Origin of the sequence: Streptomyces rectiviolaceus (genome assembly GCF_039533825.1) — a bacterium.
In the GTDB taxonomy this organism is placed as follows: Bacteria; Actinomycetota; Actinomycetes; order Streptomycetales; family Streptomycetaceae; genus Streptomyces; species Streptomyces rectiviolaceus.
Window position 1 is genome coordinate 27,608 of record NZ_BAAAUG010000092.1, and the last position, 26,922, is coordinate 54,529.

Here is a 26,922-nt window from a genome sequence, read left to right on the forward strand (position 1 = left end):
CCGGGCGCCACGCCTTGTGCGAGGGTGACTCCGAGGGTGATCTCCTACTTCGAATACTTCGAATGCCGCGAAGGAGTCGCATGACACCGGAAGCCACCGCAGCGAGCCTGGCCCTGGACGTGACCTCGGGGTTGAAGACGCGTGACCTGGAGGACGTGTACCAGGACCTGCATCGCCACCCCGAGCTCTCCTTCCAGGAGCACCGCACGGCCCAGATCCTCGCCGAACGGTTGCGCGGCGCCGGGTACACGCTGACCACCGCGGTGGGCGGCACGGGCGTCGTGGGCGTCCTGGAGAACGGTGACGGACCCGTGGTGTGGCTGCGCGGCGACATGGACGCGCTGCCCGTCACGGAGACCACGGGCCTCGCGTACGCCTCCACGGTCGACGGTGTCATGCACGCCTGCGGCCACGACATGCACGTCACCTGGCTGATGTTCGCGGCCGAGGCGCTGGCGGCCGCCCGCGAGACCTGGTCGGGCACCCTCGTGGTGATCGGGCAGCCCGCGGAGGAAGCGGGCGGCGGAGCGAGGGCGATGGTCGCCGACGGGCTGCAGGAGCGTTTCCCGCGGCCCGACGTCGTCTTCGGCCAGCATGTCGCCCCCGGTCCCGCGGGCCTCGTCTCCCACACGCCGGGGCTGATCATGTCGGCCGCCGACGACGTACACATCGTGGTGCCCGGGGTCGGCGGGCACGGCTCACGTCCCGAGTCCACCGTCGATCCGGTGGTGACGGCCGCCTACATCGTCACCCGGCTGCAGACCGTCGTCTCGCGTGAGGTGGCCGCGGCGGACGCGGTGGTGCTCACCACGGGGCAGTTCAACGCCGGCCAGCGGCCCAACATCATCCCCGCGGAGGCCCGGCTCGGGCTGAACCTCCGTACGCAGGACGTGGAGGTGCGCGAGCGGGTGCTGGCCGCCGTCCGCCGCATCGTCGAAGGGGAATGCCAGGCCGCCGGGTGCCCCGTGCCGCCGGAGGTGAGCATCGGCACGAGCTTCCCGGCCACGATCAACGACGCGGCACTCGACGCGGAGATCGCGGCCCTCCATCGCGAACTGCTCGGCGCGGAAAGCGTGTTCGACTTCGGGGCCGCGATGGGAAGCGAGGACTTCTCCCTCCTCGTGCCCACCGCGGTGCCCTACGACTTCTGGTTCGTGGCGTCGACACCTGAGGCCGCCTGGCAGGCCGCCCCCGGGCAGGGGCTCGGCCAGAAGATCACCGCGGTGCCGGGCAACCACAGCCCGCTGTTCGCCCCGGACCTCTCGGTCCTGTTGCCGGGCGTACAGACACTGGTGGGCGCCGCACTGCACCGGCTCAGCGGCTGAGGCAGCGGGCGAGCGGCGACCGGCGGTCAGCGGAAGGCCGCGTGGCCGGTGAGGGCCTGGCCGAGGGCGAGGGTGTGCATCTCGCTCGTGCCCTCGTAGGTCAGCACCGACTCGAGGTTGTTGGCGTGCCGGATCACCGGGTACTCCAGCGAGATGCCGTTCGCGCCGAGGATCGTGCGCGCGGTGCGGCAGATCTCGATGGCCTCGCGTACGTTGTTCAACTTGCCGAAGCTGATCTGTGCCGGGTGGACCCCGGCCGGTGAGTCCTTCAGGGCGGACAGGTGCAGGGCGGTCAGCGTCGCCTTGTGGAGCTCGAGGGCCATGTCCACGAGCTTCTGCTGCGTCAGCTGGAAGCCCGCGATGGGCTTGCCGAACTGCTCGCGCTGCAGGGCGTAGTCGCGCGCCGACCGCCAGGCCGAGCGGGCCGCGCCCGTGACGCCCCAGACGATGCCGTAGCGCGCCTCGTTCAGGCAGGTGAGCGGGGCGCCGACACCACGCGCATCGGGAAGCCGCGCGGACGCGGGCAACCGGACGCCGTCCAGGACGAGTTCGCTGGTGACGGACGCGCGCAGCGACATCTTGTGCTTGATGACCGGCGCGGAGAAGCCGGGGGTGTCGGTGGGCACGACGAAGCCGCGTACGCCGTCTTCTGTTTGCGCCCAGACGACGGCGACGGCCGCCACCGAACCGTTCGTGATCCACATCTTGCGGCCGTCGAGGATCCAGTCGTCGCCGTCGCGGCGGGCGCGGGTGGTCATGGAGGCCGGGTCGGAGCCGTGGTCGGGTTCGGTCAGACCGAAGCAGCCGATGGCCGAGCCTTCCGCCATGCGCGGCAGCCACTCCTGCTTCTGTTCGTCGGAGCCGAAGCGGTGGACGGCGAACATGGCCAACGACCCCTGTACGGACACGAAGGAGCGAAGGCCGGAGTCGGTCGCCTCAAGCTCGCGGCAGGCGATGCCGTACGCACGGGCCGACATCCCGGCGCAGCCGTAGCCCTCGATGTGCATGCCGAGCAGGCCCATCTTGCCGAATTCCCGGGCCAGTTCGGGCAGGTCGGGCAGCTCGCCGGACTCGAACCAGTCGGCGATGTGCGGCTCCACCTCGGCGTCGAGGTACTGGCGGACCGTGTCGCGCACGGCACGCTCCTCGTCGGTGAGGAGTGCTTCCAGGTTCAGCGGGTCGACGGCGTCGAGTGCGGGGAACGGCACGGTTCAATCTCCTTGCGAGTTCTGAGAGTTCTACGGGTGGTCGAGCAGACGGTCGATGTCCGCGTCGTCGTAGCCGAGTTCGGCGAGTACGTCCCGGCTGTGCAGGCCGAGGGTGGGCGGCGCCGTGCGTACGGCGGGGCGTTCGCCGCGGAAGCTGACGGGGAAGGCGACCTGCTGGAGCGGGCCGACGTCGGGGTGGTCGACCTTCTGGACCATGCCGAGCGCCTCGGTCTGCGGGCAGTCGTAGACCTCGTCGAGGGTGCGGATGGGGGCGACGGGCACGCCGCGCGGCTTGAGCAGCGCGCACCAGTGGGCCACCGTGTCGTCGACGAGGACCGCCTCCAGCTTGGCGTTGAGGGCCTTGCGGTGGGTGACGCGGGCGCGGTTGGTGGCGAAGCGCGGGTCGTCGGCCCACTCCGGGTGGCCGAGCGTCTCGCTCAGGCGGCGGAAGAGGCCGTCGCTGCCCACCGCGATCACGAAGTACCCGTCGGAGGCGGCGTAGGCCTGGTACGGGACGAGGCTCGGGTGACCGGAGCCCAGGCGGGTGGGCCGTTCCCCGGTGGCGAAGTAGCCGGTGGCCCAGTTGATGTGCAGGGCCAGCTGGGACTCGTACAGGGAGGTCGTCACGTACTGGCCGCGGCCCGTGCGCTCGCGCTCGACGAGGGCCGATGTGACGCCGATGAGGCCGAACAGAGCGGCCCCGAGGTCGCCCATCGCGTACCCGGCCTTGACGGGCGGTCCTTCCGGCTCGCCGGTGAGCGACATCAGACCGGCGCTCGCCTGGGCGACCATGTCGTACCCGGGCTCGTCGCGCAGCGGTCCGGTGTCGCCGAACGCGGAGATGTGGAGCAGGACCAGGCGGGGGTAGCGCTCGCTGAGGGTGCGGTAGTCGAAGACGTCGGCCAGGGAGCTGCCGGGGCGGAAGTTCTCCACCATCACGTCCGCGTCGGCGAGCATCCGGTGGACGGCCTCCTGCCCCTCGGGGGACTTGAGGTCCAGGGTCACCGAACGCTTGTTGCGGTTGGCGGCCAGGTAGTAGGTGGCGTCGGGGCCGTTGAAGGGCGGGCCCCAGGCGCGGGTCGGGTCGCCGCCCTGGGGGTGCTCGACCTTGATGACGTCCGCGCCCAGGTCGGCGAGGGACATGGTGACGTAGGGACCGGCGAGGATCTTGGAGAGGTCCACGACCTTCATGCCGGCCAGGGGGGACGCGGGGCGGGGCTCATCAGGCATGTGCGGCGGGCTCCTTGGCCGTGGCGGGCGGGATCTGACCACCCTCGGCCAGTTCGGCCAGGTGGTCCAGGGCGGCGCGGGGCAGGGCGTCCGGGTCGTCGAGGAGCGCCGTGTAGGTGCGGGCGACCAGGAGCGCGCGGCCGTTGCCCGTCGCCTCGGTCTCGTGGTCGGCCTGGTCGTACAGGAGCGTCGCCATGACGGCGTGCGTGAGCCGGTCGGCGTACCGTCCGGCCCTCATCTCCTGTTCATCGGCGGGGAGTTCGAGAAGACAGTCGCCCTGCTCGCGGAGGAGTTCCCAGCGGCGCTTCACGGGACCGCGGTCGCCGTAGGTGTCGGCGAGGGTGCGATGGGAGCCGAAGCGGCGCATGCAGCGCAGCACGTCGAGCGCGATGACGTTCGATGACCCCTCCCAGATGGAGCCGAGGTGCGCGTCGCGCACGAGCCGCGGATCGACCCAGTCCTCGATGTAGCCGTTGCCGCCGCGGATCTCCATGGCCTCGCCGGTGACGGTGCGGGCGCGCTTGCACAGGGTGTGCTTGGCGAGCGGCGTGAGGACGCGGACCAGCGCCTGCGCACGCTCGTCCCCGTCGTCGGCGGCCGTGAGGCGGGCAGCCGCCTCAAGGACAAGGCCGAGCGCGGCTTCCGTGTCGAGGATCATCGGCAGGAGCGTGGCGCGCATCAAGGGCTGGTCGAAGAGGGGCCTCCCGAAGACGTGGCGGGTGCGGGTGTGGTCGACGGACTCGCGGACCGCGCGGCGCATGAGGGCGGTGGCGCGCATGGCGTTGGACAGGCGCGAGACATTCAGCATCTCGGCCATCTGCCGGAATCCGTGGGTGAGTTGACCGACCGGGGTCGCGTACGCCGCTTCCAGCGTCACCTCGCCGCTCGCGATGGACCGCGACCCGAGCTTGTCCTTGAGGCGGTCGATGCGGATGGCGTTGCGGGTGCCGTCGGGCCGCAGCCGCGGCACGAGGAACATGCCGAGGCCCCGGGTGCCGTCGCCCTGTCCGGGGACGCGGGCGAGGGTGAGGATCACGTCGGCGGCGGGGTTGGACGCGAACCACTTCTTGCCGGTGAGCGTCCAGTGCGTGCCGCGGTCGGTGGCGCGGGTCTGCGTCAGGCCGACGTCCGTGCCGCCCTGCTGCTCCGTCATGAACATCGCGCCCGTGGCCCGGAGTCCGGGGTCCGTGGAGGAGAGCGCGGCGATCTCGGCCGCGTACCGGTCGGGGTCGAACAGGCGCAGGATGCGGGCGGCCGAGTCGGTCATCGACAGCGGGCAGGCCATGCCGAACTCGGACTGTACGTAGAGATAGGACAGGGCGTACTTGACGGTGTGCGGGACCTTGGTGGGCCAGCCGTGCACGCCGGGACGGTGGGACATCGCGGCCAGGCCGAAGCGTTCGTAGGCGATGGCGGCAGCGCGGTCGTGGGCCGGGTGATACTCGATCGCGTCGACGCGGGTGCCGTCGGGGGCGTACGGGATCAGGCGGGGCGGGTGGGCGTCGGCGAGGGCGGCCTGCCGGTCGAGGTCGCCCGCGGCCAGCTCGCCGAGTTCCGCGAGCAGGGGCTCGACGCGGGCGCGGTCGTCGGGGGTCAGGAGACGGTCGAGCAGGGGGCGCAGGGCGGGATCGCGGTCGGCGAAGTTCGCGGTCGCGGGAGTCGGCGAGGACACAGGTGGCTCCAGGTCAGGCGGGTTGTGCGGTACGGGAGTCGGTGCCGACGGCGGTGTCGTCGGCCGGGTCGCCGGTGCGGGCAAGGAGGGGCAGTACACCGGCGAGGGTGAGCGCGGTGTACGCCAGACCGAGGGCGACGACCGGCCAGATCGAGTCGAAGGTGGTGAGCAGGTACTGCGAGACGATCGGCGCGGTCCCGGCGAACAGGGTCGTGCACAGCTGGTACGAGAGGGACATACCGGTGTAGCGGACCTCTACGGGGAAGACGCGGGCGAGGATCCCGGCGAGCGCGGCGTAGTACATGGCGTGCGGGAAGGTCGCGAGGCCCATGCCGAGGACGGCGAGCCAGAAGTCGCCCGTTCCGACGAGGACGAACATCAGCGGCAGCAGGACGAATTCGGGAAGCAGCATCCACAACACGGCTTTCCGGACGGGCCACTTGGTGGCGAGCACGGCGCCGAAGGGCTGCACGATCACCTGCACGACGAGGGCGAGCGAGATGACCGTGAGGAAGGTCGTGCGGTCGAAGTCCAGGTCGGCGGTGGCCCAGGACAGGGCGAACGTCGTCTTGATGTAGGTGATCGCGACGCCCGCCGTGCCCGCGAGGACGCCGAGGAACACCAGCATCGGGGAGCGCGTGAGCACTTCCTTGATGGGCAGCTTGATCGTCTTGTTGCGGGCAAGGGCGGCCCGCATCTCGGGGGTCTCCGCGAGCCTGAGCCGGATGAAGAGTCCGACGGCGACCAGGACCGCCGAGAAGAGGAACGGCACGCGCCAGCCCCACGACTCGAAGGCCGCGTCGGGGAGTTGGGCCATGCCGAGGAAGGCGAGAGTCGCCAGGAGGTTGCCGACCGGGCAGCCCTGCTGGGCGAAGGAGCCGTACAGGAGCTTGCGTCCCGGCGGCGCGTACTCGGTGGCGATGAGGACGGCGCCGCCCCACTCGCCGCCCATCGCCACGCCCTGGATCATGCGCAGCAGGACGAGGAGGATCGGCGCCGCGGCACCGATCTGCGCGTATCCGGGGAGCAGTCCCACGCAGAAGGTGGCGCCGCCCATCATCGTGAGGGTGGTGACCAGCGCCTTCTTGCGGCCGTACTTGTCGCCGAAGTGCCCGAATATCAGTCCGCCGAGGGGGCGGGCGAGGAAGCCGACCCAGAAGGTGGCGAAGGCCGCGAGGGTACCGACGGCGGGCGAGGCCTCGGCGAAGAAGATCTTTCCGAGGACCAGGGCCGAAGCGGACCCGTAGATGTAGAAGTCGAACCATTCGATGGTGGTACCGACGAACGCGGTGACGCCCGCGCGGCGCGCCTCGCGGGCGAGTCGTGGATCGGGGGCTTCCGGTGCCCCTGGGGCCGGGGCATCGTTCGATTCCCCGGGGAGCGGGGCGTCTTGCTGCATGACGAGCGTCCTCTCGTGGCGGCAGATCCCGCGACGGAGGGCGACGAGGTGGGGAAGGGAGCCGAGCGGCCGGCTACCGGTCCTCGCTCCGTCGCGAGACGTGGATCACTCTGCCCTCCACCATTAGGAGGTGTCCAAGACCAATAACGGCCCGCACTGAGACGTCATCCAGCAGAATCCGGGGCATCGGCGGGTACCGGCAGGACCTCATCCGCCACCCGAAGAACCGCGTGCAGCGCCGCCGACCGGTTGCCGGTGCGCCAGCCGAGCGCGATGGGAAGGACCGGTACGTCGTCCCCGGCGAGCGGCCGGAAGACGACGTGCTCCAGATGGATGTTGCGGGCCGACTCCACCACGACGGCGAGGCCGACGCCCGCCCCCACCAGGGCCAGCATGTTGTACGAGTCCGGCGCCTCCTGCACGATCCGGGGCGCGAACCCGGCCTCGTGGCAAGCCTGCACCATGGCCTCGCGCACGGCGGACTCCCGGGACAGCGGGAACGTCACGAGGGGCTCGCCCGCCAGTTCGCTCACCGGGACCTCGGGCCGCGCGGCCAGCGGATGGCTGTCGGGCAGGGCGAGCACCAGCCGCTCCATGCGCACCACGCGTGCCGTGATGCCGCGCCGCACGGGCAACGCCACGAAGCCGATGTCGAGCGACCCGTCGGCGACCCGCCGCAGCGCCTCGCCCGTGTACGTCTGGCCCTCCAACACCAGCTCGATGCCTGGGAGTTGGGAGTTGACGGCGCGGGTGAGCAGCGGCAGCGCGGAGTAGCTGCTGGCCCCGGCGAAGCCGACGCTGACCCGGCCGACCTCTCCCAGGTGGGCGGCCCGCACCGTGCGCCGTACCGCCGCCTCGTCGGCGAGCAGCCGCCTGGCGGGCTCCAGGAGCGCCTGGCCGGCCGGGGTGAGGCGGACGGTGCGGGTGGTGCGGTCGAACAGCTTGACCCCGAGGTCCCGCTCCAGGAGCTTGATCTGCTGGCTCAGGGGCGACTGGGCGATGTGCAGGCGGTCGGCGGCGCGGCCGAAGTGCAGTTCCTCGGCGACGGCGACAAATCCCGACAGGTGTCTGAGCTCCACGCCGGTGACCCTACGACGCCGGCCGCCGGCCCGCCGAGCAGGGGGCTCGGGGGTCGCGCCGGGGTTGGCAGCGGGCTCGCAGCGGGCTCCGGCCCGGTGGCCGCCACCGGCAGTTCGCCTGATCGTCTTCCGCTGTCCGCGCCGATATGGGAGAACGCTCGGATGTGCGATGACGAACTGATCCCGCCCAGGGCGGACTTGACCGAGAAGCAGTGGCTTCGGGCCGACGCGCCGCTCGCCCGTGACCTCGCCGACAAGTGGGGCCCACAGGCCCTCACCCTGCACCGGCGCACCCTGCTCGGAGGAGCCGCCGCCGGAGCCGCGCTCGCCGTGCTGCCCTTCGGCGCGCGCCAGGCCACGGCGACCCAGGGAGTCGCGAAGTTCCCCTTCCCCGACGCACCGAACCAGCAGGGGGAGTTCGCCGTTCTGGTGACCGGCGACTCCGGCACCGGCGGCGAGGAGCAGCTGGCCGTGACCGAGGCCGCACGGCGGGTGTGCCGTGCCGAAGGGATATCGCTAGCCGTCGGCCTGGGTGACAACATCTACGAGAACGGGCCCGAGTCCGACCACGACTCCGAGTTCCGGGACAAGTTCGAGACGCCCAACACCGGCATCGACGTCCCCTGGCTCATGGTCCTCGGCAACCACGACTGCTCGGGCCTGATCCCGGGCAGCGGCGGCGACCCATCGCGCGGCGACCGCGAGGTCTCCTACGCGGCGTCCTCGCCGCGCTGGTACATGCCGAGCCGCTACTACAACGTCACGCTGCCGTCCTCCGAGGCCCCGGGGCGCGGCGACCCGGTGGTGGAGTTCTTCGCCCTCGACACCAACCCCGTCGCATCGACCGTCGCCCAGACCTCGCCCCACTACCGGTGGGACGGCCCCTACATGCGCGCCCAGCGGCAGTGGCTGGACACCGCGCTTGCCGCGTCCAGGGCCCGCTGGAAGGTGGTCCTGGGCCACCACCCCTACCTGAACAACGGGAAGCACGGCAGCGCCGGTTCGTACGACGGCTTCGTCATCGGCCACTACACGAGCGGGATCCACCTCAAGGAGCTCTACGAACAGGTGGTGTGCGGCAGGGCCGATCTGATCCTCTCCGGGCACGACCACACCCTGCAGATCCTGGAGCCCACACCACGACGACCTCCGCCGCGCTCGCGGGCCGGAGCAGCGTGGGCGGCTAGGGACGTGGCGATGGCCCGCTGGGGTCACCGGTCCCTGGGCGTAAGTCCGTCCAGCGTGAGCTCTACGAGGCGTTCGGCCTGCTCCCGCTGGTCGGGCCCGGCCGAGGTGAGGCCGATGCCGGCCAGCGCGGCGAACAGGTCGGTCGGACGGATGTCGGACCTGACGTCACCGGCGGCGACCCCCGCCTCCATGAGCGAGGAGAGGGCCTCCTGGATCATCTCGCGGCTCTCGCCATAGGGGTTGCCCCCCGAGGCGACGACGGAGCGCAGCGCTTCGGCCATGCCGAGCTTGGCGGTCACATAGTCGAGGAAGCGGCGCATCCACGCGTGCAGGGCGTCCCGAGGCGGCATCGTCGCCAGGAGGTCGGGTACGGCGTCGCACAGCCGGGCCACTTCGTTGCGGTAGGCCGCCTCGATCAGCGCCTCCCGCGTCGGGAAGTTCCGGTAGAGGGTGCCGGTCCCGACGCCCGCCTCCCGTGCGACGCGCTCGAAGTGCGCGTCGAGCCCTTCCTCGGTGAACAGCCGCACTGCCGCGGCCAGGATCTTGTCCCGGTTGCGCTGCGCGTCCGCCCTCAGCGGGCGGCCTGCCTCTCGGGCCATCGGCGGTTCTCCCCTGCCTTCGTTCTGCTTCTCTTCCCTCCGCACGCCTTCACTTGCCGTCGCTTGCTGTCCCTTGCCGTCGCTTGCTAAGTGGAGGCGTCTCCACTTAGCCTGGTCGAGCGAAGTGGCGGCGCCTCCACTTTAACCACCCCTGGGCACGGAACTGCCCTGCCCTCCCCTTCCCCCTCCCCGCGGGAGGACCCCTCTGAAAGGACTGCCGATCATGTCGGGAATCGAAGGAAAGGTCGTGGCGATCACGGGCGCAAGCAGCGGCATCGGCGAGGCGACGGCCCTGCTCCTCGCCGAGCGCGGCGCGAAGGTCGTGCTCGGAGCGCGCCGCCCGGAGCGTCTTCGGGCGCTGGCCGCCCGCATCGAGCAGGCCGGCGGAGAAGCCGCCTGGGCGCGCACGGACGTGACGCGGCTCGCGGACCTGAACGGCCTCGTCGAGCTGGCACGCGAACGGTTCGGCAGGCTCGACGTCCTCGTCAGCAACGCCGGGATCGGTCTGATCTCTCCCCTGGACGATCTCCGCGTCGAGGACTGGGAGCAGATGATCGACGTCAACCTCAAGGGTGTCCTCTTCGGCATCGCCGCCGCCCTGCCCGTCTTCCGGGAGCAGGGCTCAGGACACTTCGTCAACACCGTCTCCACCGCCGGGCTACGCATCGTCCCGCTCCAGTCCGTGTACGCCGCCACGAAGAACGCCGTCCGCACGGTCTCGGAGGGCCTGCGCCAGGAAGCCGGTGACAGCCTGCGCGTCACCGTCGTCTCGCCGGGCTACGTCCGCACGGAGTTCGCGGAGCACATCGACCCCGAGGTGAGGGCCCAGCTCCCCGACACCATGGAGAAGTCCGGGCTCGAGCCGGACGCGGTCGCCCGCGCCATCGCCTTCGCCGTCGAGCAGCCGGACGGTGTCGACGTGGGCGACATCGTCGTCCGCCCCACCGCACAGGCCTGAGCCGTCGCCCCCTGGACCTCACAGCAGCCGGGCGCCACGCCTCGCGAGGTAGCGGACCGGATTGATGTCCGACCCGTAGCCGCGCCGGGCCCGGATCTCCAGGTGGAGGTGCGGTCCGGTGGCCCGCCCTGTGGCCCCGCTGCGGCCGAGCCGGTCGCCGACGCCGATGCGGGCCCCTTGGCGCACCGAGATGCGGGAGAGGTGCGCGTACACGGCGTAGTGCCCGTCCCGCAGCCGCACCGTCACCGCCTTGCCGTACGCACCCGACCAGCGCGCCAGGACCACCGTGCCCCCGCCCACGGCGTGCACCGGGGTTCCCGAGGGGACGGCGAGGTCGATGCCGGTGTGGTGCCCGGCGAGCCAGTTGCCCCGCACGCCGTACCGGGCGGTGACGCGGAAGCGTCTGCGCAGCGGCAGGGCGAATCTGCCGGGAGGTCCCTGGGGGGCGAGCGCGCGGTCGTCCGTGATCGCCTCGTCCGCCTCGGCGAGATCTTCCTCGAACTCCTCGTCGTAGCCGACGCCGCAGCCGCCGTCGGATTCCGCGGCGGCGTGCGGCGCGGGGCCCGCCACCGTGAAGGCGCCGCCGGCCAGGAGGACCGCGGCGACGCTCAGTACGTCACGTCGTGTGGTGCCCGCTTCACGCGGGCTGTCTATGTCGTAGCCCATGACCGCCAGCACACTGGCGACGGGCCAGGACCGCACGCCGAATGCGCCGCTTGGCGTAATGCCCTCCCTGCCGACTGCCCTCCCTGCCGGATGCCCCTCCCCGCCGGCGCCGCGGTCAGTCGGAGGTCGGCCGGTAGACGGTGAGCGCTTCGGGGAGCTTGTCGAGGAGCAGCGCGGCGGGCGCGGGGGCGAGTTCGCCGTCGTACGCCATCTGTGTGCCGTCGGGCAGGCCGGAGATGACCAGGCGCTGGGCCTTGGCGGACGCGTACAGGCGGGTCTTGGCCAGCTGGCCGGCCAGCGCCGCCGCCAGCAGGCGGGTGCGCGCGAAGTGCCCGCCGTTCGCGATACGGACGTCGAGCAGCCCGTCGGCCAGGTCGTGCCTGCGCACCGGGGCGATGCCGGTGCTGCGATAGGCGCCGTTGCCCGCGAAGAGCAGCCACATCGAGCGGGCCTTTCCGTTCACCACCGCGCGCAGCGGCTGCCCGGTGTGCAGGATCTGGGCGACGCCGAGCAGCGCGGCGGGCGGACCGCCGACCTTCGGGGACCATTCCTCCCTGATGCGTACGAGCTCGGGGTAGGCGCCGAGGCTGAAGGTGTTCAGGAAGTACACCGGCTCGGAGTGCGTCCGGCCGTCAGGACCGGTCCCGCCCAGGGGCTTGATCCGGCCGACGTCGGCCCGTACGGCACTGCCGTGGGCGAGGGCGACGCAGGCGTCCGCGACCGTGTCGACGCCCAGGTCGGCGGCGAAGTGGTTGAACGTTCCGCCGGGCAGCACCATGAGCGGCACGTCGAAGCGCAGGGCCGGGGTCACGGCGGCGTTCACCGTGCCGTCTCCGCCGCACACGCCGAAGACCCCGCCGCGCCGGGCGGCGTCCCTGGCCGCTTCCTCCAGGACCTTGGGCAGCGGCCCCGCTTCCTCCTCGTACAGCACGACCTCGGCACGGGGCAGGACCGTCTTCAACTGCCGGACCGGGTCCATGAGTTGCGGCTGGGCCCCGGATGAGGGGTTCACCACCACGACAAGGCCCTCGCCGTCCGGCAGTGCGGGCGCGTCCGCACGGGGCCGCGCGGGCGGCGGCAGCTGCGCCCTGGAGGGCACCATGCCGCGCACCGCGTAGGCGGCGCCAAGGCCGAGGGCCGCGCCGACCAGGACGTCGCTGGGGTAGTGCACTCCGGTGTAGACGCGGGAGAAGGCGACCGACGCCGCGACCGGGGCCACGGCCGCACCCATCCCCCGCGACTCCAGGGCCACTCCCGTGGCGAAGGCCGCCGCCGACGCCGAGTGCCCGGAGGGGAAGGAGCTGGTGACCGGCTGCCGGGACAGGTGCCGGATCACCGGCACCGCGTCCAGGACCGGCCGTGAGCGGCGCACCGCGCTCTTGCCCAGGGTGTTGACCGTGGCCGACGCGAGGGCCAGGGATGCGACCCCGCGCACCGCGGCGCGCCGGCCGCGCGCCCCACCGAAGGCCCACATCCCCGCGGCGATGCCGAACCACAGCAGTCCGTGGTCGGCGCTCCGGCTCAGCCGTGGCAGCACCGGCTCCGCCGCCGGCCAGGAGCGGGCGGCCACGTGGTGGAAGGCAAGGCGGTCGGTGGCGCCGAACAGCCTGCGGAAGGGCGGCCTGCGGAGATCACTCATGAACCCCCTATACCCCGGCGCGCCTTTCGCACCGCACACATCTTGCGCCGACGCCGTGAGCCTCACTTCAATCAGTCATATGGCAGCCCTTCGTCCCACCTCACCGCAGCGTTCCGGCTCACCGCAGCGTCCCGGCCCACCGCAGCGGCCCGCCGAGCTGCCGCCGACCGCGTGGGCCGTGCTCGGCCTGCTCTCCTTCCCCGGCGAGCGGACCGGGTACGAACTGAAGAAGTGGGCGGACGCCTCCCTGCGCCACTTCTACTGGTCGCCCGCCATCAGCCAGATCTACGCCGAACTGCGCCGCCTCGAAGCGCTCGGGTACGCCTCGTCGCGGCGCTCGGGGCCCGAGGAGCCCCGCGCGAAGCGGTCGTACGCCATCACCGCCGAGGGACGCGCGGCGCTCGTCGGATGGGCGGGGGGCGCCGAGGACGCGGGGCCGCCCGTCCTGAAGCACCCGCTGCTCCTGCGGGTATGGCTCGGGCACCTGACGGCGCCCGAGCACCTGCGGGCCCTGGTGTCCGAGCACATCGCACACACCCGGGGCGAGCTCAAGGAGGTGCACGACGCGCTCGCCCGCGCGGACGGCGATGAGGCGTGGACGCATCCGCAGATCGCGCTCCGCTGGAGCGGGCGGCGGCTTGAGGCGGAGGTCGACCTTGCGGAGGCGATGCTGGCCGATCTCACGGAAATGACCGGACCCTCGGCCTCCGGTCAACCCCCCGAGGACTCGCCCACCGACGGGTGACGTGGCTCGCGGCGTGGGGCTCCCAGCCGGTAGGACGGGCGGGGTCAGCCGACCCCGCCGTATGGAGCAGTGCGCCTGTGACCACCCGTGCCGTCCTTGTCGCCGCCGTCATCACCGGGGTCCTGCTCGGGATCGCGGGAAGCAGAACGGGCGACTCCGATTCTTCGGGGCAACCCCGTACGGGCGGTTCCATCGCGGAGGCGGGCCGTTAGGCTGCGACCTTGCCGCGTGGTACTCCCGTCCTCGCCGCGTGGCCACCGAGCCGCCGTCGACGGAAGCGAGTGAACCTTGAACTTCCTCACCATCGGTCATCGCGGGGTCATGGGTGTCGAACCCGAGAACACCCTCCGGTCCTTCATCGCCGCGCAAGCCGCGGGCCTCGATCTCATCGAGCTCGATCTGCATCTGAGCAAGGACGGCGCCCTCGTCGTCATGCACGACGCCGACGTGGCCCGTACGACCGACGGCAAGGGACCGATCGCCGAGAAGACCCTGGCCGAGCTGCGAGAACTCGACGCGGGACGCGGCGAGCGCATTCCCGTCTTCGAAGAGGTCCTTGATGCCGTGAAGGCGCCGCTGCAGGCCGAGATCAAGGACGTGGCCGCCGCCCGCGCCCTCGCCGAGGTGATGCACCGGCGCGATCTGGTCGGCCGCGTCGAGGTGATCTCCTTCCACGACGAGGCGATCGCCGAGATCGCGCGCCTCGTCCCTGGCGTACGCACCGCGCTCGTCGCGAGCCGCTACGGCACCGACGTCGTGGAGCGCGCCACGGCGGTCGGCGCCACCACCCTCGTACTGAACATCAGGCGCCTGACGCTGGAGATCGTCCAGCGTGCCAAGAAGGCCGACCTGCGGATCATCGGCTGGGTCGTGAACACGCAGGACGATCTGCGGCTCGTGCGCGCGCTGCAGCTGGACGGCGCGACCACGGACTATCCGGAGATCAAGCGGACGGGCCGCTTCACGGCCTGACTCTCCTCGGGGTCCGCGCTCAGCCGAGGGACTTGACCAGCAGCTCGAACTGCAGGTCGTCCCGCTGCGGAATGCCGAACCGCTCGTCGCCGTACGGGAAGGGGGTCATCTTTCCCGTACGGCGGTAACCGCGGCGCTCGTACCAGGCGATGAGGTCATTGCGTACGGAGATCACGGTCATATGCATCTCCTTCGCACCCCACGCCTCGTGGACAGTCCGCTCGGCCTCCGCCATGATCACCTTGCCGAGGCCCGCGCCCTGGAGCGCCGGGCTCACCGCGAACATCCCGAAGTAGGCGTGCTCACCGCGGTGTTCGAGCTGGCAGCAGGCGACGACCTCACCGTCCCGCTCAACCGTGAGCAGCTTGCTCGCGGGTGACTTGATGACGTCGACGACACCCTGCGGGTCGGTCCGCTGCCCCTGGAGGATGTCCGCCTCCGTGGTCCAGCCGGCCCGGCTGCTGTCGCCGCGGTACGCCGACTCGATGAGCGCGACGAGCGCGTCGACGTCCGCGTCGGTGGCGTCCCGGAAGGTGAGGTCGCTCGTGCTGGGGCGCGGTGCGGTGTCCATGGGGCGGGTTCTCCGATCTCTCTGGCCCACCGCTGTCGGGCGCGGCGTGGGCGAGGCACCGCCGAGGGTATCCCCCCACTAAGGTGCGGCTGCATGGTGCATGTACTGAGCAGCAGGATCCTTCTCCGTCCCACCGACCCCGAGCGCTCACGCGCGTTCTACGGCGACGCACTTGGCCTCGCCGTCTACCGCGAGTTCGGCACGGGCCCCGAACGCGGCACGGTCTACTTCCTGGGCGGCGGCTTCCTCGAGGTCTCCGGCCACTCCCAGACCCCGCCCTCCCCCGGCCTCCAGCTGTGGCTGCAGGTGGCGGACGTGCGGACGGCGCATGCGGAGCTCGTGGCACAGGGGGTGGAGGTGGTGCGGGAGCCGGTGAAGGAGCCCTGGGGTCTGGTCGAGATGTGGATCGCGGACCCGGACGGCGTCAAGATCGTCATCGTCGAAGTTCCGGCGGACCACCCCTTGCGGTACCGCCCATAGCCCAGACACCGCAGCTCACGACGGAGCCCCACCGCGCGCCATCCGCGATGAGCTCAAGCGCGCGGGTTCTTGGCTCATCCGGTGGCGCGAACGAGTGCGGGCCCGTCCGACGGCCGTATCAGATTCGTTGCGCGCGCAGCGCCTGTGACAGCGCGTCAACGGTCACGCCCACGATGGCCAGGAGCTGCGCCGGGCTCGCCCCGGCCCTGCTCATGACGGCGAGCGACTGGTTCACAGCCGCCGCGTGTACGGCGAAGGCCTCGGCGTCCTGGTCGGCCAGTCGGCCGGCCTTCAGCGCGGCGCGCAGGCGCAGGCGCTGCAAGCCGAACGCCTGCTTGGCGTGCGCTGCGACGCTCGGACTCAGCACTGGAACTGCCATGACCGACTGGGCCATCAGGCATCCATCAGGTAGTTCGGGATCGGCGATGCGCTCGAGGGTGACGTCGAAGAACGCACGTACAGCGGCAACAGGTTCCGAGGCCGCACACGAAAGGGCGGCGTCGTACTTCTCGCCATAGCGCGCGGCGTAGAGATCCAGGCAGCGCAGGAAGAGCGTGTCCTTGTCACCGAGGGAGGAGTAGATGGAACTGCGGTTCAGGCCGGTTGCCCGAGACAAATCGTCCAATGAGGTGTCGGCGTAGCCGTCGCGCCAGAACTGGATCATCGCGGCGTCGAGCGCCGTGTCCATGTCGAACTGCTTCTTGCCTGCCACGCGGCACTTCCTTGCCGATGCGTCGATGGTTCGGACTGTGTTGTGTTCCGCATCATTTCATCTTGAACTGGTTAGTTCAAGATGTGTTAGCGTTCAAACGTGGTCATTCGCACCTGACACCGACGGAGGATCCCGGTGACCGGCCCAGCAACCAGCACTCCGCATGTCCCCGAAAGCAACCCCGTCCGCGACCTGCCCCTGCAGCATCTGCCCGGATTCACTCACCGCTGGGTCGACGCGGACGGCGTCCGCCTTCATGCCGTCGAAGGCGGACGGCCGAGCGGCCCGGCCGTCGTCCTGCTCGCCGGATTCCCGCAAACCTGGTGGGCCTGGCGAAAAGTGATGCCCGGCCTCACCCACCGGTTCCACGTCATCGCGATCGACCTGCCGGGTCAGGGCCACTCCGAGCGTCCGGAGCGCGGCTACGACACGCACGCGGTCGCCGCGCACGTCCACGCCGCCGTGAAAGCTCTCGGAGTGTCGACTTACACCCTCGTCGCCCACGACATCGGCGCCTGGGTCGCTTTCTCCCTCGCCCTCAACTTCGAGAGCCACCTGCGCGGGGTCGCTCTGCTCGACGCCGGAATTCCCGGTATCACTCTCCCGGAGTCAATTCCCACCGACCCGGATCGAGCGTGGAAAACCTGGCATTTCGCGTTCCACATCGTGCCCGACCTGCCCGAGACGCTGCTGGCCGGCCGCGAACGCGAGTACGTCGGCTGGTTCCTGAAGGTGAAGGCCCTGTCTCCCGACACGTTCGACGACGCCGAACTCGACCACTACGCGGCGGCCGTCGCCGCCGACGGCGGCCTGCACGCTTCCCTCGCGTACTACCAAGACGCCGCGGAGTCAGCGCGCAAGAACCGCGAGGCGCTCGAGCGGCGGCACCTGACCGTGCCCATCCTCGGAATCTCCAGCAGCCACGGCTCCGTTCCGGACATGGCCGGCTCCATCAGCCCATGGGCCGACAACACCACCGGAATCGTCGTGCCCGACGCCGGACACTTCATCCCCGACGAGCAGCCCGAAGCTGTCGCTGCCGCGATAACAGACTTCATCGCCGACGACGACTGACACCCGTACGGACGAGTTCACCGTCCTCAACGCCCATGATCCGTGGGACTATCTCCGGCTCGCGGGGGCAGACGGCTGATCCGACGGTTCGGGTGCAATCGTCCGACGGATCGGGGGTACTCGGGCCCCTCGCCCGGCGCACCCGACGTGCGCCGGGCCGCCCCTCGTCGGAGGATTGACCGGACCCCTCGCCCAACCCTGGAGCGATCTCGTATGCAACGTCCCCGGATTCTGATCATCGGCGGTGGCTTCGCCGGTATGGAGTGCGCGCACAAGCTGGAGCGGACGCTCAAGGCACAGGACGCCGAACTGCGGCTCATCAGCCCGCAGGACCATCAGCTGTATCTACCGCTGCTCCCCCATGTCGCGTCGGGCGTGCTGACCCCGCAGTCGGTCGCGGTGCCGCTGCGCCGCATGCTGCGCCGTACGGCGATCGTGCCGGGCGGGGCCATCGGGGTCGACCCGCACGCGAAGGCCGTGATCGTACGGAAGATCAACGGCGAGGAGGTCGTGGAGCGCTACGACTACCTCGTCCTGACCCCGGGCAGCGTGACCCGGCAGTTCGACATCCCGGGTGTCGACCGGCACGCCGTGGGCGTGAAGACGCTGGCCGAGGCCGCCTGGATCCGCGACCACGTGATCTCGCAGCTCGACCTGGCCGCGGCGAGCTCGGACCGGGCCGAGCGTGAGGCCCGGCTGCAGTTCGTGGTCGTCGGTGGCGGGTACGCGGGCACGGAGACGGCGGCCTATCTGCATCGTCTGACGAGTGCCGCCGTCAAGCGCTATCCCGGGCTCGACGCGTCGCAGATCAAGTGGCATCTGGTCGATGTGGCACCGAAGTTGATGCCCGAGCTTGGCGACCGGCTCGGGGAGAAGGCCCTCGACATCGTGCGGCGGCGCGGCCTTCATGTGTCGCTCGGGGTCACGGTGGACAAGGTGACCGAGGACACCGTCACGCTCACCGACGGGCGCACGCTGCCCTGCCACACGCTGATCTGGACCGCGGGCGTCGCGCCGAGCCCCCTCATCGCCACGCTGGGCGCCGAGACCAACCGGGGCCGCCTGGTCGTCGACCCGGAGCTGACGGTGCCGGGCATGGACGGCGTGTTCGCGCTCGGCGACGCGGCGGCCGTCCCCGACCTCGCCAAGGGCGGCGACGCGATCTGCCCGCCGACCGCGCAGCACGCGATGCGCCAGGGATGGGCCGCCGCGAAGAACATCACCGCGGCGTTGCGGGGCACGCCCATGACCGCCTACCGGCACAAGGACATGGGCCTGGTCGTCGACCTCGGCGGCATCCAGGCCGTATCGAAGCCGCTGGGCGTGCAGTTGACCGGGCTGCCCGCTCAAGTCGTCGCGCGCGGCTACCACTTGGGGGCGCTGCGCACCGTCACCGCGCGTTTCCGCACGGCAGCGAACTGGGGGCTCAACGCCCTCGCGGGCGACGACTTCGTACGGACCGGGTTCCAGTCCCAACGGCCCGCGACGCTCGCGGACTTCGAGCTGACGGACGTCTATCTCTCGCCGGAGGAGATCCACGCGCGGGTGACGGCGGAGGTTGCGGGGCACTCGATGGCTCCGGAGAAGCCGCTGTTCCCGTAGGGCTGATACGGCCTGTAGGGCCGATACGGATTCGTGCATGCGCTCAGAGGCCGGTGCTCGCAAGCAGCGAGCGCCGGCCTCTGTGTGGGAGTACCACCGGGGAACGCGCGCACGCCGGGGCGGCCACTACCTCCCTGGTCGTGCGGCCGGGCGGCGACTACCAGTGGTGGGGTAGGCGCCGCTTCGGCTTGCCGGGGCTCCGGAAAGCCGCGGCCGTCGTCTGAAGGTCGATGCCGCCGTCAGACGGCCGGCGGACGCCCCTCCGAGGTGCCCTCTCGCCGCCTGGTTGATCACGGCGCGCGTCACGTCCGTACTACGCGTCACACGCCCGTCGCCACACTAAGGACTCCACCACCATGCGTATCGGCATCGATGTCGGTGGGACCAACACCGACGCCGCCCTTCTCGGGCACGACGACCGCGTCCTCGCGGCCGCCAAGTCACCGACCACCCCCGACATCACCTCCGGTGTCACCGCGGCGATCCGGGCCCTGGCACCACCCGTCGAATCCGTCACCGCGGTGATGATCGGCACCACGCACTTCCTCAACGCGCTCGTCGAGGGCGCCCGGCTCACTCCCGTGGCGGCCGTGCGCCTGGGCCTTCCCGCCACCGCGGCCCTGCCTCCCATGGCGGACTGGCCCGCGCGGCAGCGGGCCGCCGTCGGCGGGCACGGCTTTCTCTGCCACGGCGGACGGGAGTTCGACGGGCGGCCGCTGTCGCCGCTCGACCCGGACGAGCTGAAGCGGACGGCCGCCGACATCGCCGCGCGCGGGCTCACCTCGGTCGCCGTGTCCTCGGTCTTCTCGCCGGTCGCGGAGGCCGACGAGCGGCTGGCCGCCGAGATCCTGCGGTCCGAGCTGGGCGTGGGCGTGCACTTCTCGCTCTCGCACGAGCTCGGCCGGGTCGGGCTGCTCGCCCGCGAGAACGCCACGATCATCAACGCGTCGCTGCGGGACCTGGCCACCGTCATCGTCGAGTCGTTCGGGAAGGCGCTGGCCGAGATGTCGATCACGGCGCCGTTCTTTCTGTCGCAGAACGACGGGACGCTCATGGACGTCGACTTCGCGCGCACCTGCCCCGTCGCGACCTTCGCTTCGGGGCCGACCAACTCGATGCGGGGCGCGGCCCTCCTCTCGGGCCTCGGGAACTGCGCGGTCGTCGACGTGGGCGGCACGACGGCCGACATCGGCATCCTCGCCGGGGGCTTTGCGCGCGAGGCGGCGGGCGAGAGCCTGGCCGCGGGGATCCGCACCAACTTCCGTACACCTGACGTGCTTTCGCTCGGCATCGGTGGCGGATCCTGGGTGTCGCGCGACGGTGAGACGGGACCGCGGTCGGTCGGCTACGTGCTCACGGACGAGGCGCTCGTCTTCGGCGGTACGCGGCTGACGGCGACGGATCTGGCGGTGGCCGCGGGGCGGGCGGACATCGGGGACGGCACCCATGTCGCCCATCTGGGGCGGGAGTTCACCGAGCGCGCCCTGGACCGCATCGCCGAGCGGCTCGCCGAGGGCGTCGACCGGATGCGGACATCGGCGGCGGTCCTTCCGGTGGTCGCCGTGGGCGGCGGATCCGTCCTCGTCCCCGATGTACTGCCCGGCTTCGCCGATGTGCGCAGGCCGGGGCACTTCGACGTGGCCAACGCGGTGGGAGCGGCGATCGCGCAGGTCGGCGGCGAGATCGACCGGGTCTTCCACGTCCCCGAAGGGCGCCGGGACTCGGTGCTCGCCGGGGCCCGCGAGGATGCCGTCGGGCGTGCGCTGGATGCCGGGGCGCGCCCCGGGAGCGTACGCGTCGTCGACATCGAGGAGGTGCCGCTCGCCTATCTGCCCGGCGGTGCGACGCGCATCCGCGTCAAGGCGGTGGGCGATCTCGACCTCGGGCGTCTCCCCGAGGCCACGGGGGCCGGCGCCGGGGCGATCTCCCATGCGTGAGATCACCCTCGACAACCTCGACGACATCGCCCGGGGCGCGGGCATCCTCGGCACGGGCGGGGGCGGCGACCCCTACATCGGCAAACTCCTCGCGCGCGAGGCGATCCGCGCGCACGGTCCGGTGCGGGTGGTCCCGATCGACGCGGTCGACGCCGACGCGACCGTCGTCCCCATCTCCGGCATGGGCGCGCCCACCGTCCTCCTTGAGCGTGTGCCCAACGGCCGGGAGGACCTGGCCGCGCTGCGCGCCCTGGAGCGGCACCTCGGGCGGCGGGCCACGCACCTCACCGCGCTGGAGGTCGGCGGGGTCAACTCGATGCTGCCGATCGCGTGCGCCGCGCGGGCCGGGCTTCCCCTCGTGGACGGGGACGCGATGGGGCGGGCGTTCCCCGAGGCGCAGATGGTGCTGCCCGGGCTCGCCGGGATCACCAACTCGCCGATGGCGCTCGCCGACGACAAGGGCAACACGGTCATCGTCGAGGCCGTCGACAATCACGCGGCCGAGCGGATCGCGCGCGCCGTGTGCGTGGAGCTCGGCTGCCAGATCAGTTGCGCGGACACGGTGCTGCGGGGCGACCAGCTCGCCGACGGTCTGGTCCCTGCGACGCTGACGCTCGCCGGGCGGCTCGGCGCTGTGGTGCGGGATGCGCGCGCCGCGCACGGCGATCCGGTGGCGGCGGCGCGGTCGACGCTGGATGGCATCCCTCTCCTGACGGGCAAGGTGGTCGACGTGGTCCGTCGCACGGAGGGCGGCTTCGCGCGCGGTCACGCCCGCGTCGAGGGGACGCGGGGTGACGCGGGCCGGGTGCTCGAACTCGGCTTCCAGAACGAGCACTTGCTCGCCACGCGCGACGGGGTGACCGTGGCGACCACGCCCGACCTGATCTGCGTCCTGGACAGCGAGACCGGTGACCCGGTGACCACGGAAGGCCTGCGCTACGGCCTGCGCGTCAGCGTCATCGCCGCCCGCTGCGACCCGCGCTGGATCACCGAGGAGGGCCTCGCGCTGGCCGGTCCCCGCTACTTCGGGTACGAGGTGGACTACCTGCCCTTCGGTTCGGCCGCCCCCTGATCCGTCCCGGCGGACGGTCGCAGCGTAATCGTCCGCCGTGTGTGCTTCTCCACCGCCTCGCGGGAGTAGAGCAGCGGGAAGGACCCGTCCGCGGCCCAGCTCGCGAACAGGTCGTCGTAGTGCGGGCTGCCCGGAACGCCGGACTGCCCCGGCGAGTTCATCGCCACGGAGTCGTCCCAGGAGCCGACGTCCACGACGAGCCGGAAGGTGGCCCCCGCGGTCTGCCGGAACCCGGGCCCGTAGGCGGCGGCTCCCACGGTGTCCCCACTGCCGCCGCGCGGAACGGGCCCGACGGAGGCCCATTGCGGGGCGGGCCCGTCGAGCAGGGCGGCGATGGGGTGGTGCGGGTGGGCGTGGTGGAGGGCGCCCCAGGACCAAGCCGCCGGGTCGGCCCCCAGGAGCCCGGTGAGTTCGCCGAAGGCCGCGGCGAGCGTGCCGAGCAGTAGCGCGGGGTCCGGGTCACCGTCCAGGAGCTCCAGATCGACGCGGGCGTCCGCCGCCGCGTCCTCGGCGGGAAGCACCCGGGCAAGGGCCCGGTCACGCTGCCCCTCGCCGACGATCCCGTCGACGGCCCGCGCCAGGAGGGCCGGACGCAGGTGGCGCCGGTACCAGACCTCGAAGAGGGCGGCGGCCGGGGAGTCGGCGGTGAGGCGGGTGTCCCATTCGCGAAGGAGCGCGAGGGCGGTGGCGAGGGGAACGCCGGGGGCGGCGAGGTGCCCGGGCTCACCCACGCCCGCCGCAGCGCCAACACCGGCATCACCACCCACCACCGCATACCGGGCACCGGGGGCGGTGGGACGCCCGGACTCGCCCACACCCGCCACGCTGCCAACACCAGCCTCACCACCCGTCGCCGCGCGCAAGGCACCGGAGTCAGCAAGGCCCCCGGACTCACCCGCACCCGCCACGCTGCCGACACCGGCATCATCGCCCACCACCGCATACCGGGCGCCGGAGTCGGCGAGGTGCCCAGACTCAGGCGTGCCCGCCGCAGTGCCAGCACCGGCCTCATCTCCCACCACCGCATGCGCGGACGCGCCATCCCCTGGCAGGCCGCCCTCGATCGCGCCATCGCCGGACGCGCCATGGCCGGGCGCAGAGGCGTCGGCCGTCGCGTCGCCGGGCGCGGAAGCGTCCGGCAGCGTGGTCCCGCCCCGCAATCCCGCGAGCAGCGCCTGTAGCCGCCGTCCCGGCAGGCTCACGTAGTCCGTCTGTAGTCGCACGCAGTCCTCGACCGTCCAGGACGCGTGCGCGCTGAGTTCCTCGGTGATGCGCTCGTGGCGTGTCGGTGCGTACCAGTCGTACGTCACCGTCTTCTCCGCGTTGGGGTACGTGGGCGGCAGGTTCAGCTGGTTGGCGGTGGCGAACCAGCCCTGGGCCGGGTCGCGGACCGAGGGGAGTTCCTCCACGTCCAGGAAGCCGTCCCATTCGTAGCGGCCGTCACCCGGCACGGGGAGGGTGCCGTCCCAGCCGGGGCGGACGGGGACGCGGCCCGCGGGGCGCCAGCCGATGGTGCCGTCGGGGGACGCGTAGACCTGGTTCTCGCCGGGGGCTCCCCAGCGGCGCATCGCCGTGACGAACGCGTCGGGACTCGCCGCCCGCATGTAGTCCATGCTGCCGAGGTAGGGAGCCATGCCGGGGCCGAGCCAGGCCGCTCGGACCGCGAACGCGGCGTTGCATTCGGGGAGTTCACGGATGACCGGGCCGTGGCGGGTGAACCAGAGGTCGGCCGGGACGGGCTCGCCGCCGCGCACCGGGATCGGTTCCGTGACGCACGTCATCGGCTCCCAGCGGTCCTGGTACCTGTACTCGTGCGGGTTCGCCGGGTTCGTGCGGTAGACGTACAGGTCCTCCTGGTCGATCGGGAAGATCGTCAGTCCGAAGGCGACGTGCCCGTTGTGGCCGATGGAGATGCCGGGCAGGGCCGGTTCGCCCGCGCCGATCGCGTCGATGCCCGGCGCCGAGAGATGCGCGAGGTAGCGCAGCGCGGGCAGGGCGATCCCGCGGTGCGGGTCGTTGGCCAGGAGCGGGCGGCCGGTGGCGGTCCGGGACGGGGCGATGACCCAGTTGTTGGAGCCGTCCAGGCCCTGGCGGGGCGCCGCGCCCGCCGCCCACGGGGGCGTGGTGGCCATCTCGTACACGCGCAGGACGTCGTCCGGAATGACCGACAGGTCGAGGCCCTCGGGGACGCGAAGGCGGTGCGGGGCGGGCTCGCGGCGGCGGCGCAGCTCCTCCGCCTCGGGGCCGTGCTCGCGCAGGGTGAGGGCTCGGGCGACCTCGTCGCGCAGGTTGTACTGCAGGCCGTGGCTGCGGATGCGGGCCACGTCCGATGCCTGCCAGTACGCGGGCTCGTACTTCAGCAGGGCGAATTCCGGAGGGAGTTGTGACGCGTCGGCTCGGCACAGCGCGACGTACGCGTTGATGCCGCCGACGAACGCCGCGGTCACCCGCTCCGTGTCGTCCCCGTACGCACGCCACTCCTCGGCCATGTCGCCGCGGTAGAGGAACAGCCGCGCCGCACGGTCGTGTTCGGCGTACCGCTCCCCCAACACCTCGGCGAGCAGCCCGAGTCCGCGGCGCCGCCAGAGGTCCAGCTGGAAGAGGCGGTCGCGGGCGGCGTTGAAGCCCTGGGCCAGGAAGAGGTCGTCCTGCGACGCGGCGTACAGATGCGGGACGCCCCACTGGTCGATCCGGATCTCCACGGGCTCCTGGAGGCCCGGCACCTCGAAGGCGTCGCTGTCCGTCATCGGGGCTCCTTCACGGCGGTCTGAGCCGACCTCTCCTCCGGGAGTGCCGGGTTGGTGGCCGCGGGGACCTCGCTCGGCCCAGGTCCTGGCGCGAGCCAGACGACCGCCAGCAACACGACGAGGTTGGCGGCGAGCGCGATGATGCCGCCGTTCACCCCGTGGTACGGGTCGTTGTCGGTGGCCCACAGCGCGGTCATCACCACGAGCCCGGTGAGCATCCCGGCGACGGCGGCCCTGGCGGTCAACCGCCGCCAGAACAAAGCGAGCAGCACGACAGGAACGAGCTGCGCCAGTCCCTCGTACGACAGGACGGAGAGCTCCACGAGGGTGTTGGGGTAGAAGAGGCTGCCCGCGAGGGCGATCAACCCCGCGATGACACATACCAGTTGGGAGAGCCGCTTGGCCCGCATGTCGTTCGCGTCGCCCGACTTGCCCGCCGCGCGGCGGCGCGCCCGCGGATCGGCGCCGTTGCCGCCGCCCAGGACCGTTCGGCCCCACAGCGTGCCGATGGAGAGCATGAAGACGCTCATCGGCACGATCGCCGAGAGCGCGCCCGCGACGCCGATGAGCGCGACGACGGGTGAGGGCAGGGAGTCGGTGACGAGACTGAAGAGGGCCAGGTCGGGATTGCCCAGGGTCGGCATCACGAACAGCGCCGTGGCACCGACCACCATCGGGACGAACAGGAGCAGTTGGTACCAGGGCAGGAGCAGCGCGTTGCGGCGCAGGGCGTTGGGGCTCTTCGCGCTGAGGTAACCGGCGACGGTGGTCGGGAAGATGGTGATCGTCACCGCGTTCAGGACCACGGTGCTCAGGAACCACATGGCGTTGCGCCCGCCGGACTCGTGCCCGGGGAAGGTCAGCCACTCGGGCTTCTCGGTCACCATGCGCTGCATGAAGTCGCTGAAGCCGCCGAGGTAGTGCATCGGGATGTACACGGCGAGGAACACGACGGCGACGATCACCAGCATGTCCTTGAGCGCGCTCACCCACGCCGAGCCGCGAAGGCCGGACACGAGGATGAACACCTCGGCCACGACGAAGGAGATGACGGCGGCGACCTTGAGGTCGACGCTGCCGTACGTCATCGCGTTCACGACGACGCCCATGCCCTGAATCTGCACCTGGATGTAGGGGACGATGAAGACCGTCGCGACGACGGCCACGAGAATCCCCACCGGGCGTGAGCGGAACCGGAATTCGGCGATGTCCGCGATGGAGATGAGGCCGTGCCGGGTCGCGTACGTCCACAGTGCGGGGCCGACGACGTACGCGACGGCGAAACCGACGGTCAGATAGGCGACCAGATAGAGGATCGGCGCGCCGAAGGAGTACGACCAGCCCGCGGTGCCGAGGAACGAGAAGCTCGTGTACGTCTCGCCGGCCATGAGCAGCCAGATGAACAGGACCCCGAGTCCGCGGCTGGAGACGGACCACTCGGCCAGGCCCTTGGACCGGCCGCGGGCGCTCCATACGCCGATCCCGATGGTGGCGGCCATGGCGAGCCCGAACACGGTGGTGGCGACGGCTGCGTTGCCGTTCATCGGCGGCCTCCTTCGGTGTCGGTGCCTGCGGAGGTGCCTTCGGGGGTGCCTACGAGGTCGTCGGCCGGGAGGGGTTCGACAGCGTTCGTGCGGTACGCCGGGTCGAGGCGGGCGGCGAGCCAGATGACCAGAGGGCTGATCACTGTGGCGGCGATGACCCAGGCCAGGAGGAAGGGGACGCCGAGGATGCGCGGCTCGATGCGGTTGGCCACGAACGGGGCCGAGCCGTAGAGCAGGACGGGGACGAGGAGCAGCCAGAGGGAGGGGCGGGCCACGCCGCGGAGGGTGGGGAGGCCGTCGAGGGGCGAGGCCACGGCGTCGCGCGCGCCTTCTCTCGCGCCGTCGTCGGCGCCGTCCTTCGCACCGTCCTTCGCGCCCTCGTTGGCGCTGTCTTTCGCGTCGTCATCAGCTGTCGGGGACATGGGGGGACTCCTTGTGGGGCGGCATGAGGGGGGCACACCGGGGAAACGGAGGGGGAGGGTCGGGTCACACGGAGGGGGGGG

23 protein-coding genes and 1 pseudogene are annotated in these 26,922 nt (G+C 71.6%); 11 read left to right on the forward strand and 13 right to left on the reverse strand.

Translation table 11 applies throughout. The features are described 5' to 3' along the window. Positions 1-80: 80 nt before the first annotated feature. On the forward strand, positions 81-1,325 hold the full coding sequence (locus tag ABD378_RS25875; protein ID WP_344524285.1) for an amidohydrolase: 1,245 nt from the start codon (positions 81-83) through the stop codon (positions 1,323-1,325). A 26-nt stretch (positions 1,326-1,351) separates the two neighbouring features. On the opposite strand, the gene ABD378_RS25880 is transcribed toward ABD378_RS25875, so the two are convergent. From ABD378_RS25880 to ABD378_RS25900, 5 genes are all read right to left on the reverse strand, one after another. After that, positions 1,352-2,533, reverse strand: coding sequence for an acyl-CoA dehydrogenase family protein (locus ABD378_RS25880; RefSeq protein ID WP_344524287.1), 1,182 nt, complete (start codon positions 2,531-2,533; stop codon positions 1,352-1,354). Between the two features lie 30 nt (positions 2,534-2,563). Beyond that, positions 2,564-3,763 carry a CaiB/BaiF CoA transferase family protein gene (locus ABD378_RS25885; RefSeq protein ID WP_344524289.1) on the reverse strand — a complete coding sequence of 400 codons (1,200 nt, stop codon included), beginning with the start codon at positions 3,761-3,763 and terminating at the stop codon, positions 2,564-2,566. Beyond that, the gene (locus tag ABD378_RS25890; protein ID WP_344524291.1) at positions 3,756-5,435 is read right to left on the reverse strand and encodes an acyl-CoA dehydrogenase family protein; all 1,680 of its coding nucleotides are present in this window, start codon (positions 5,433-5,435) and stop codon (positions 3,756-3,758) included. Before ABD378_RS25890 ends, ABD378_RS25885 begins: the two co-directional genes overlap by 8 nt. Positions 5,436-5,448: 13 nt before the next feature. Further along, complete coding sequence (locus ABD378_RS25895) at positions 5,449-6,834, reverse strand: MFS transporter (protein WP_344524293.1); 1,386 nt, start codon at positions 6,832-6,834, stop codon at positions 5,449-5,451. A gap of 164 nt (positions 6,835-6,998) precedes the next feature. After that, positions 6,999-7,913 carry a LysR family transcriptional regulator gene (locus tag ABD378_RS25900; RefSeq protein WP_344524295.1) on the reverse strand — a complete coding sequence of 305 codons (915 nt, stop codon included), beginning with the start codon at positions 7,911-7,913 and terminating at the stop codon, positions 6,999-7,001. A gap of 162 nt (positions 7,914-8,075) precedes the next feature. Between ABD378_RS25900 and ABD378_RS25905 the strand changes: the two are divergent. After that, positions 8,076-8,969: pseudogene (locus ABD378_RS25905) on the forward strand (metallophosphoesterase); the annotation flags it as partial. A 155-nt stretch (positions 8,970-9,124) separates the two neighbouring features. Here the strand turns inward: ABD378_RS25905 and ABD378_RS25910 are convergent. Next, positions 9,125-9,700 (reverse strand): TetR/AcrR family transcriptional regulator, encoded by a 576-nt coding sequence (locus ABD378_RS25910; RefSeq protein ID WP_344524297.1) that lies wholly within the window; start codon positions 9,698-9,700, stop codon positions 9,125-9,127. Between the two features lie 223 nt (positions 9,701-9,923). Between ABD378_RS25910 and ABD378_RS25915 the strand changes: the two genes are divergently transcribed. Further along, positions 9,924-10,658 carry an SDR family oxidoreductase gene (locus ABD378_RS25915; protein ID WP_344524299.1) on the forward strand — a complete coding sequence of 245 codons (735 nt, stop codon included), beginning with the start codon at positions 9,924-9,926 and terminating at the stop codon, positions 10,656-10,658. Positions 10,659-10,676: 18 nt separating this feature from the next. On the opposite strand, the gene ABD378_RS25920 is transcribed toward ABD378_RS25915, so the two are convergent. Next, on the reverse strand, positions 10,677-11,324 hold the full coding sequence (locus ABD378_RS25920) for a M23 family metallopeptidase (RefSeq protein ID WP_344524301.1): 648 nt from the start codon (positions 11,322-11,324) through the stop codon (positions 10,677-10,679). A gap of 115 nt (positions 11,325-11,439) precedes the next feature. Further along, on the reverse strand, positions 11,440-12,963 hold the full coding sequence (locus ABD378_RS25925) for a bifunctional phosphatase PAP2/diacylglycerol kinase family protein (RefSeq protein ID WP_344524303.1): 1,524 nt from the start codon (positions 12,961-12,963) through the stop codon (positions 11,440-11,442). A 79-nt stretch (positions 12,964-13,042) separates the two neighbouring features. On the opposite strand from ABD378_RS25925, the gene ABD378_RS25930 reads away from it, so the two are divergent. The 3 genes from ABD378_RS25930 to ABD378_RS25940 all read left to right on the forward strand — a co-directional run bounded on the left by ABD378_RS25930 (position 13,043) and on the right by ABD378_RS25940 (position 14,680). Next, a complete protein-coding gene (locus ABD378_RS25930) occupies positions 13,043-13,708 on the forward strand; it encodes a PadR family transcriptional regulator (protein WP_386545991.1) in 666 nt (221 codons plus the stop codon). A gap of 77 nt (positions 13,709-13,785) precedes the next feature. Then, positions 13,786-13,920, forward strand: coding sequence for a hypothetical protein (locus ABD378_RS25935; protein WP_344524305.1), 135 nt, complete (start codon positions 13,786-13,788; stop codon positions 13,918-13,920). A 76-nt stretch (positions 13,921-13,996) separates the two neighbouring features. Continuing rightward, on the forward strand, positions 13,997-14,680 hold the full coding sequence (locus ABD378_RS25940) for a glycerophosphodiester phosphodiesterase (RefSeq protein WP_344524307.1): 684 nt from the start codon (positions 13,997-13,999) through the stop codon (positions 14,678-14,680). 19 nt (positions 14,681-14,699) lie between these two features. On the opposite strand, the gene ABD378_RS25945 is transcribed toward ABD378_RS25940, so the two are convergent. Continuing rightward, positions 14,700-15,251, reverse strand: coding sequence for a GNAT family N-acetyltransferase (locus ABD378_RS25945; RefSeq protein WP_344524309.1), 552 nt, complete (start codon positions 15,249-15,251; stop codon positions 14,700-14,702). Positions 15,252-15,344: 93 nt separating this feature from the next. Here ABD378_RS25945 and ABD378_RS25950 point away from each other — a divergent pair, with 93 nt between their 5' ends. Next, positions 15,345-15,731 (forward strand): VOC family protein, encoded by a 387-nt coding sequence (locus tag ABD378_RS25950; RefSeq protein WP_344524311.1) that lies wholly within the window; start codon positions 15,345-15,347, stop codon positions 15,729-15,731. Positions 15,732-15,849: 118 nt separating this feature from the next. Here ABD378_RS25950 and ABD378_RS25955 read toward each other — a convergent pair whose 3' ends face one another. Then, a complete protein-coding gene (locus tag ABD378_RS25955) occupies positions 15,850-16,443 on the reverse strand; it encodes a TetR/AcrR family transcriptional regulator (protein ID WP_344524313.1) in 594 nt (197 codons plus the stop codon). Positions 16,444-16,578: 135 nt separating this feature from the next. Between ABD378_RS25955 and ABD378_RS25960 the strand changes: the two genes are divergently transcribed. From ABD378_RS25960 to ABD378_RS25975, 4 genes are all read left to right on the forward strand, one after another. Beyond that, a complete protein-coding gene (locus ABD378_RS25960; RefSeq protein ID WP_344524315.1) occupies positions 16,579-17,517 on the forward strand; it encodes an alpha/beta fold hydrolase in 939 nt (312 codons plus the stop codon). Positions 17,518-17,730: 213 nt separating this feature from the next. Beyond that, on the forward strand, positions 17,731-19,119 hold the full coding sequence (locus ABD378_RS25965; RefSeq protein WP_344524317.1) for an NAD(P)/FAD-dependent oxidoreductase: 1,389 nt from the start codon (positions 17,731-17,733) through the stop codon (positions 19,117-19,119). Positions 19,120-19,475: 356 nt separating this feature from the next. Next, positions 19,476-21,056 (forward strand): hydantoinase/oxoprolinase N-terminal domain-containing protein, encoded by a 1,581-nt coding sequence (locus tag ABD378_RS25970; RefSeq protein WP_344524319.1) that lies wholly within the window; start codon positions 19,476-19,478, stop codon positions 21,054-21,056. Next, positions 21,049-22,128 carry an S-methyl thiohydantoin desulfurase family protein gene (locus tag ABD378_RS25975; protein ID WP_344524321.1) on the forward strand — a complete coding sequence of 360 codons (1,080 nt, stop codon included), beginning with the start codon at positions 21,049-21,051 and terminating at the stop codon, positions 22,126-22,128. Before ABD378_RS25970 ends, ABD378_RS25975 begins: the two co-directional genes overlap by 8 nt. On the opposite strand, the gene ABD378_RS25980 is transcribed toward ABD378_RS25975, so the two are convergent. The 3 genes from ABD378_RS25980 to ABD378_RS25990 are packed head-to-tail and all read right to left on the reverse strand — an operon-like array spanning position 22,098 to position 26,841. Beyond that, positions 22,098-24,875 carry a penicillin acylase family protein gene (locus ABD378_RS25980; protein WP_344524323.1) on the reverse strand — a complete coding sequence of 926 codons (2,778 nt, stop codon included), beginning with the start codon at positions 24,873-24,875 and terminating at the stop codon, positions 22,098-22,100. The genes ABD378_RS25975 and ABD378_RS25980 overlap by 31 nt on opposite strands. Then, positions 24,872-26,419 (reverse strand): sodium:solute symporter family protein, encoded by a 1,548-nt coding sequence (locus ABD378_RS25985; protein ID WP_344524325.1) that lies wholly within the window; start codon positions 26,417-26,419, stop codon positions 24,872-24,874. The genes ABD378_RS25980 and ABD378_RS25985 overlap by 4 nt, the downstream gene beginning before the upstream one ends. Beyond that, positions 26,416-26,841 carry a DUF3311 domain-containing protein gene (locus ABD378_RS25990; protein WP_344524327.1) on the reverse strand — a complete coding sequence of 142 codons (426 nt, stop codon included), beginning with the start codon at positions 26,839-26,841 and terminating at the stop codon, positions 26,416-26,418. The genes ABD378_RS25985 and ABD378_RS25990 overlap by 4 nt, the downstream gene beginning before the upstream one ends. Positions 26,842-26,922 lie beyond the last annotated feature (81 nt).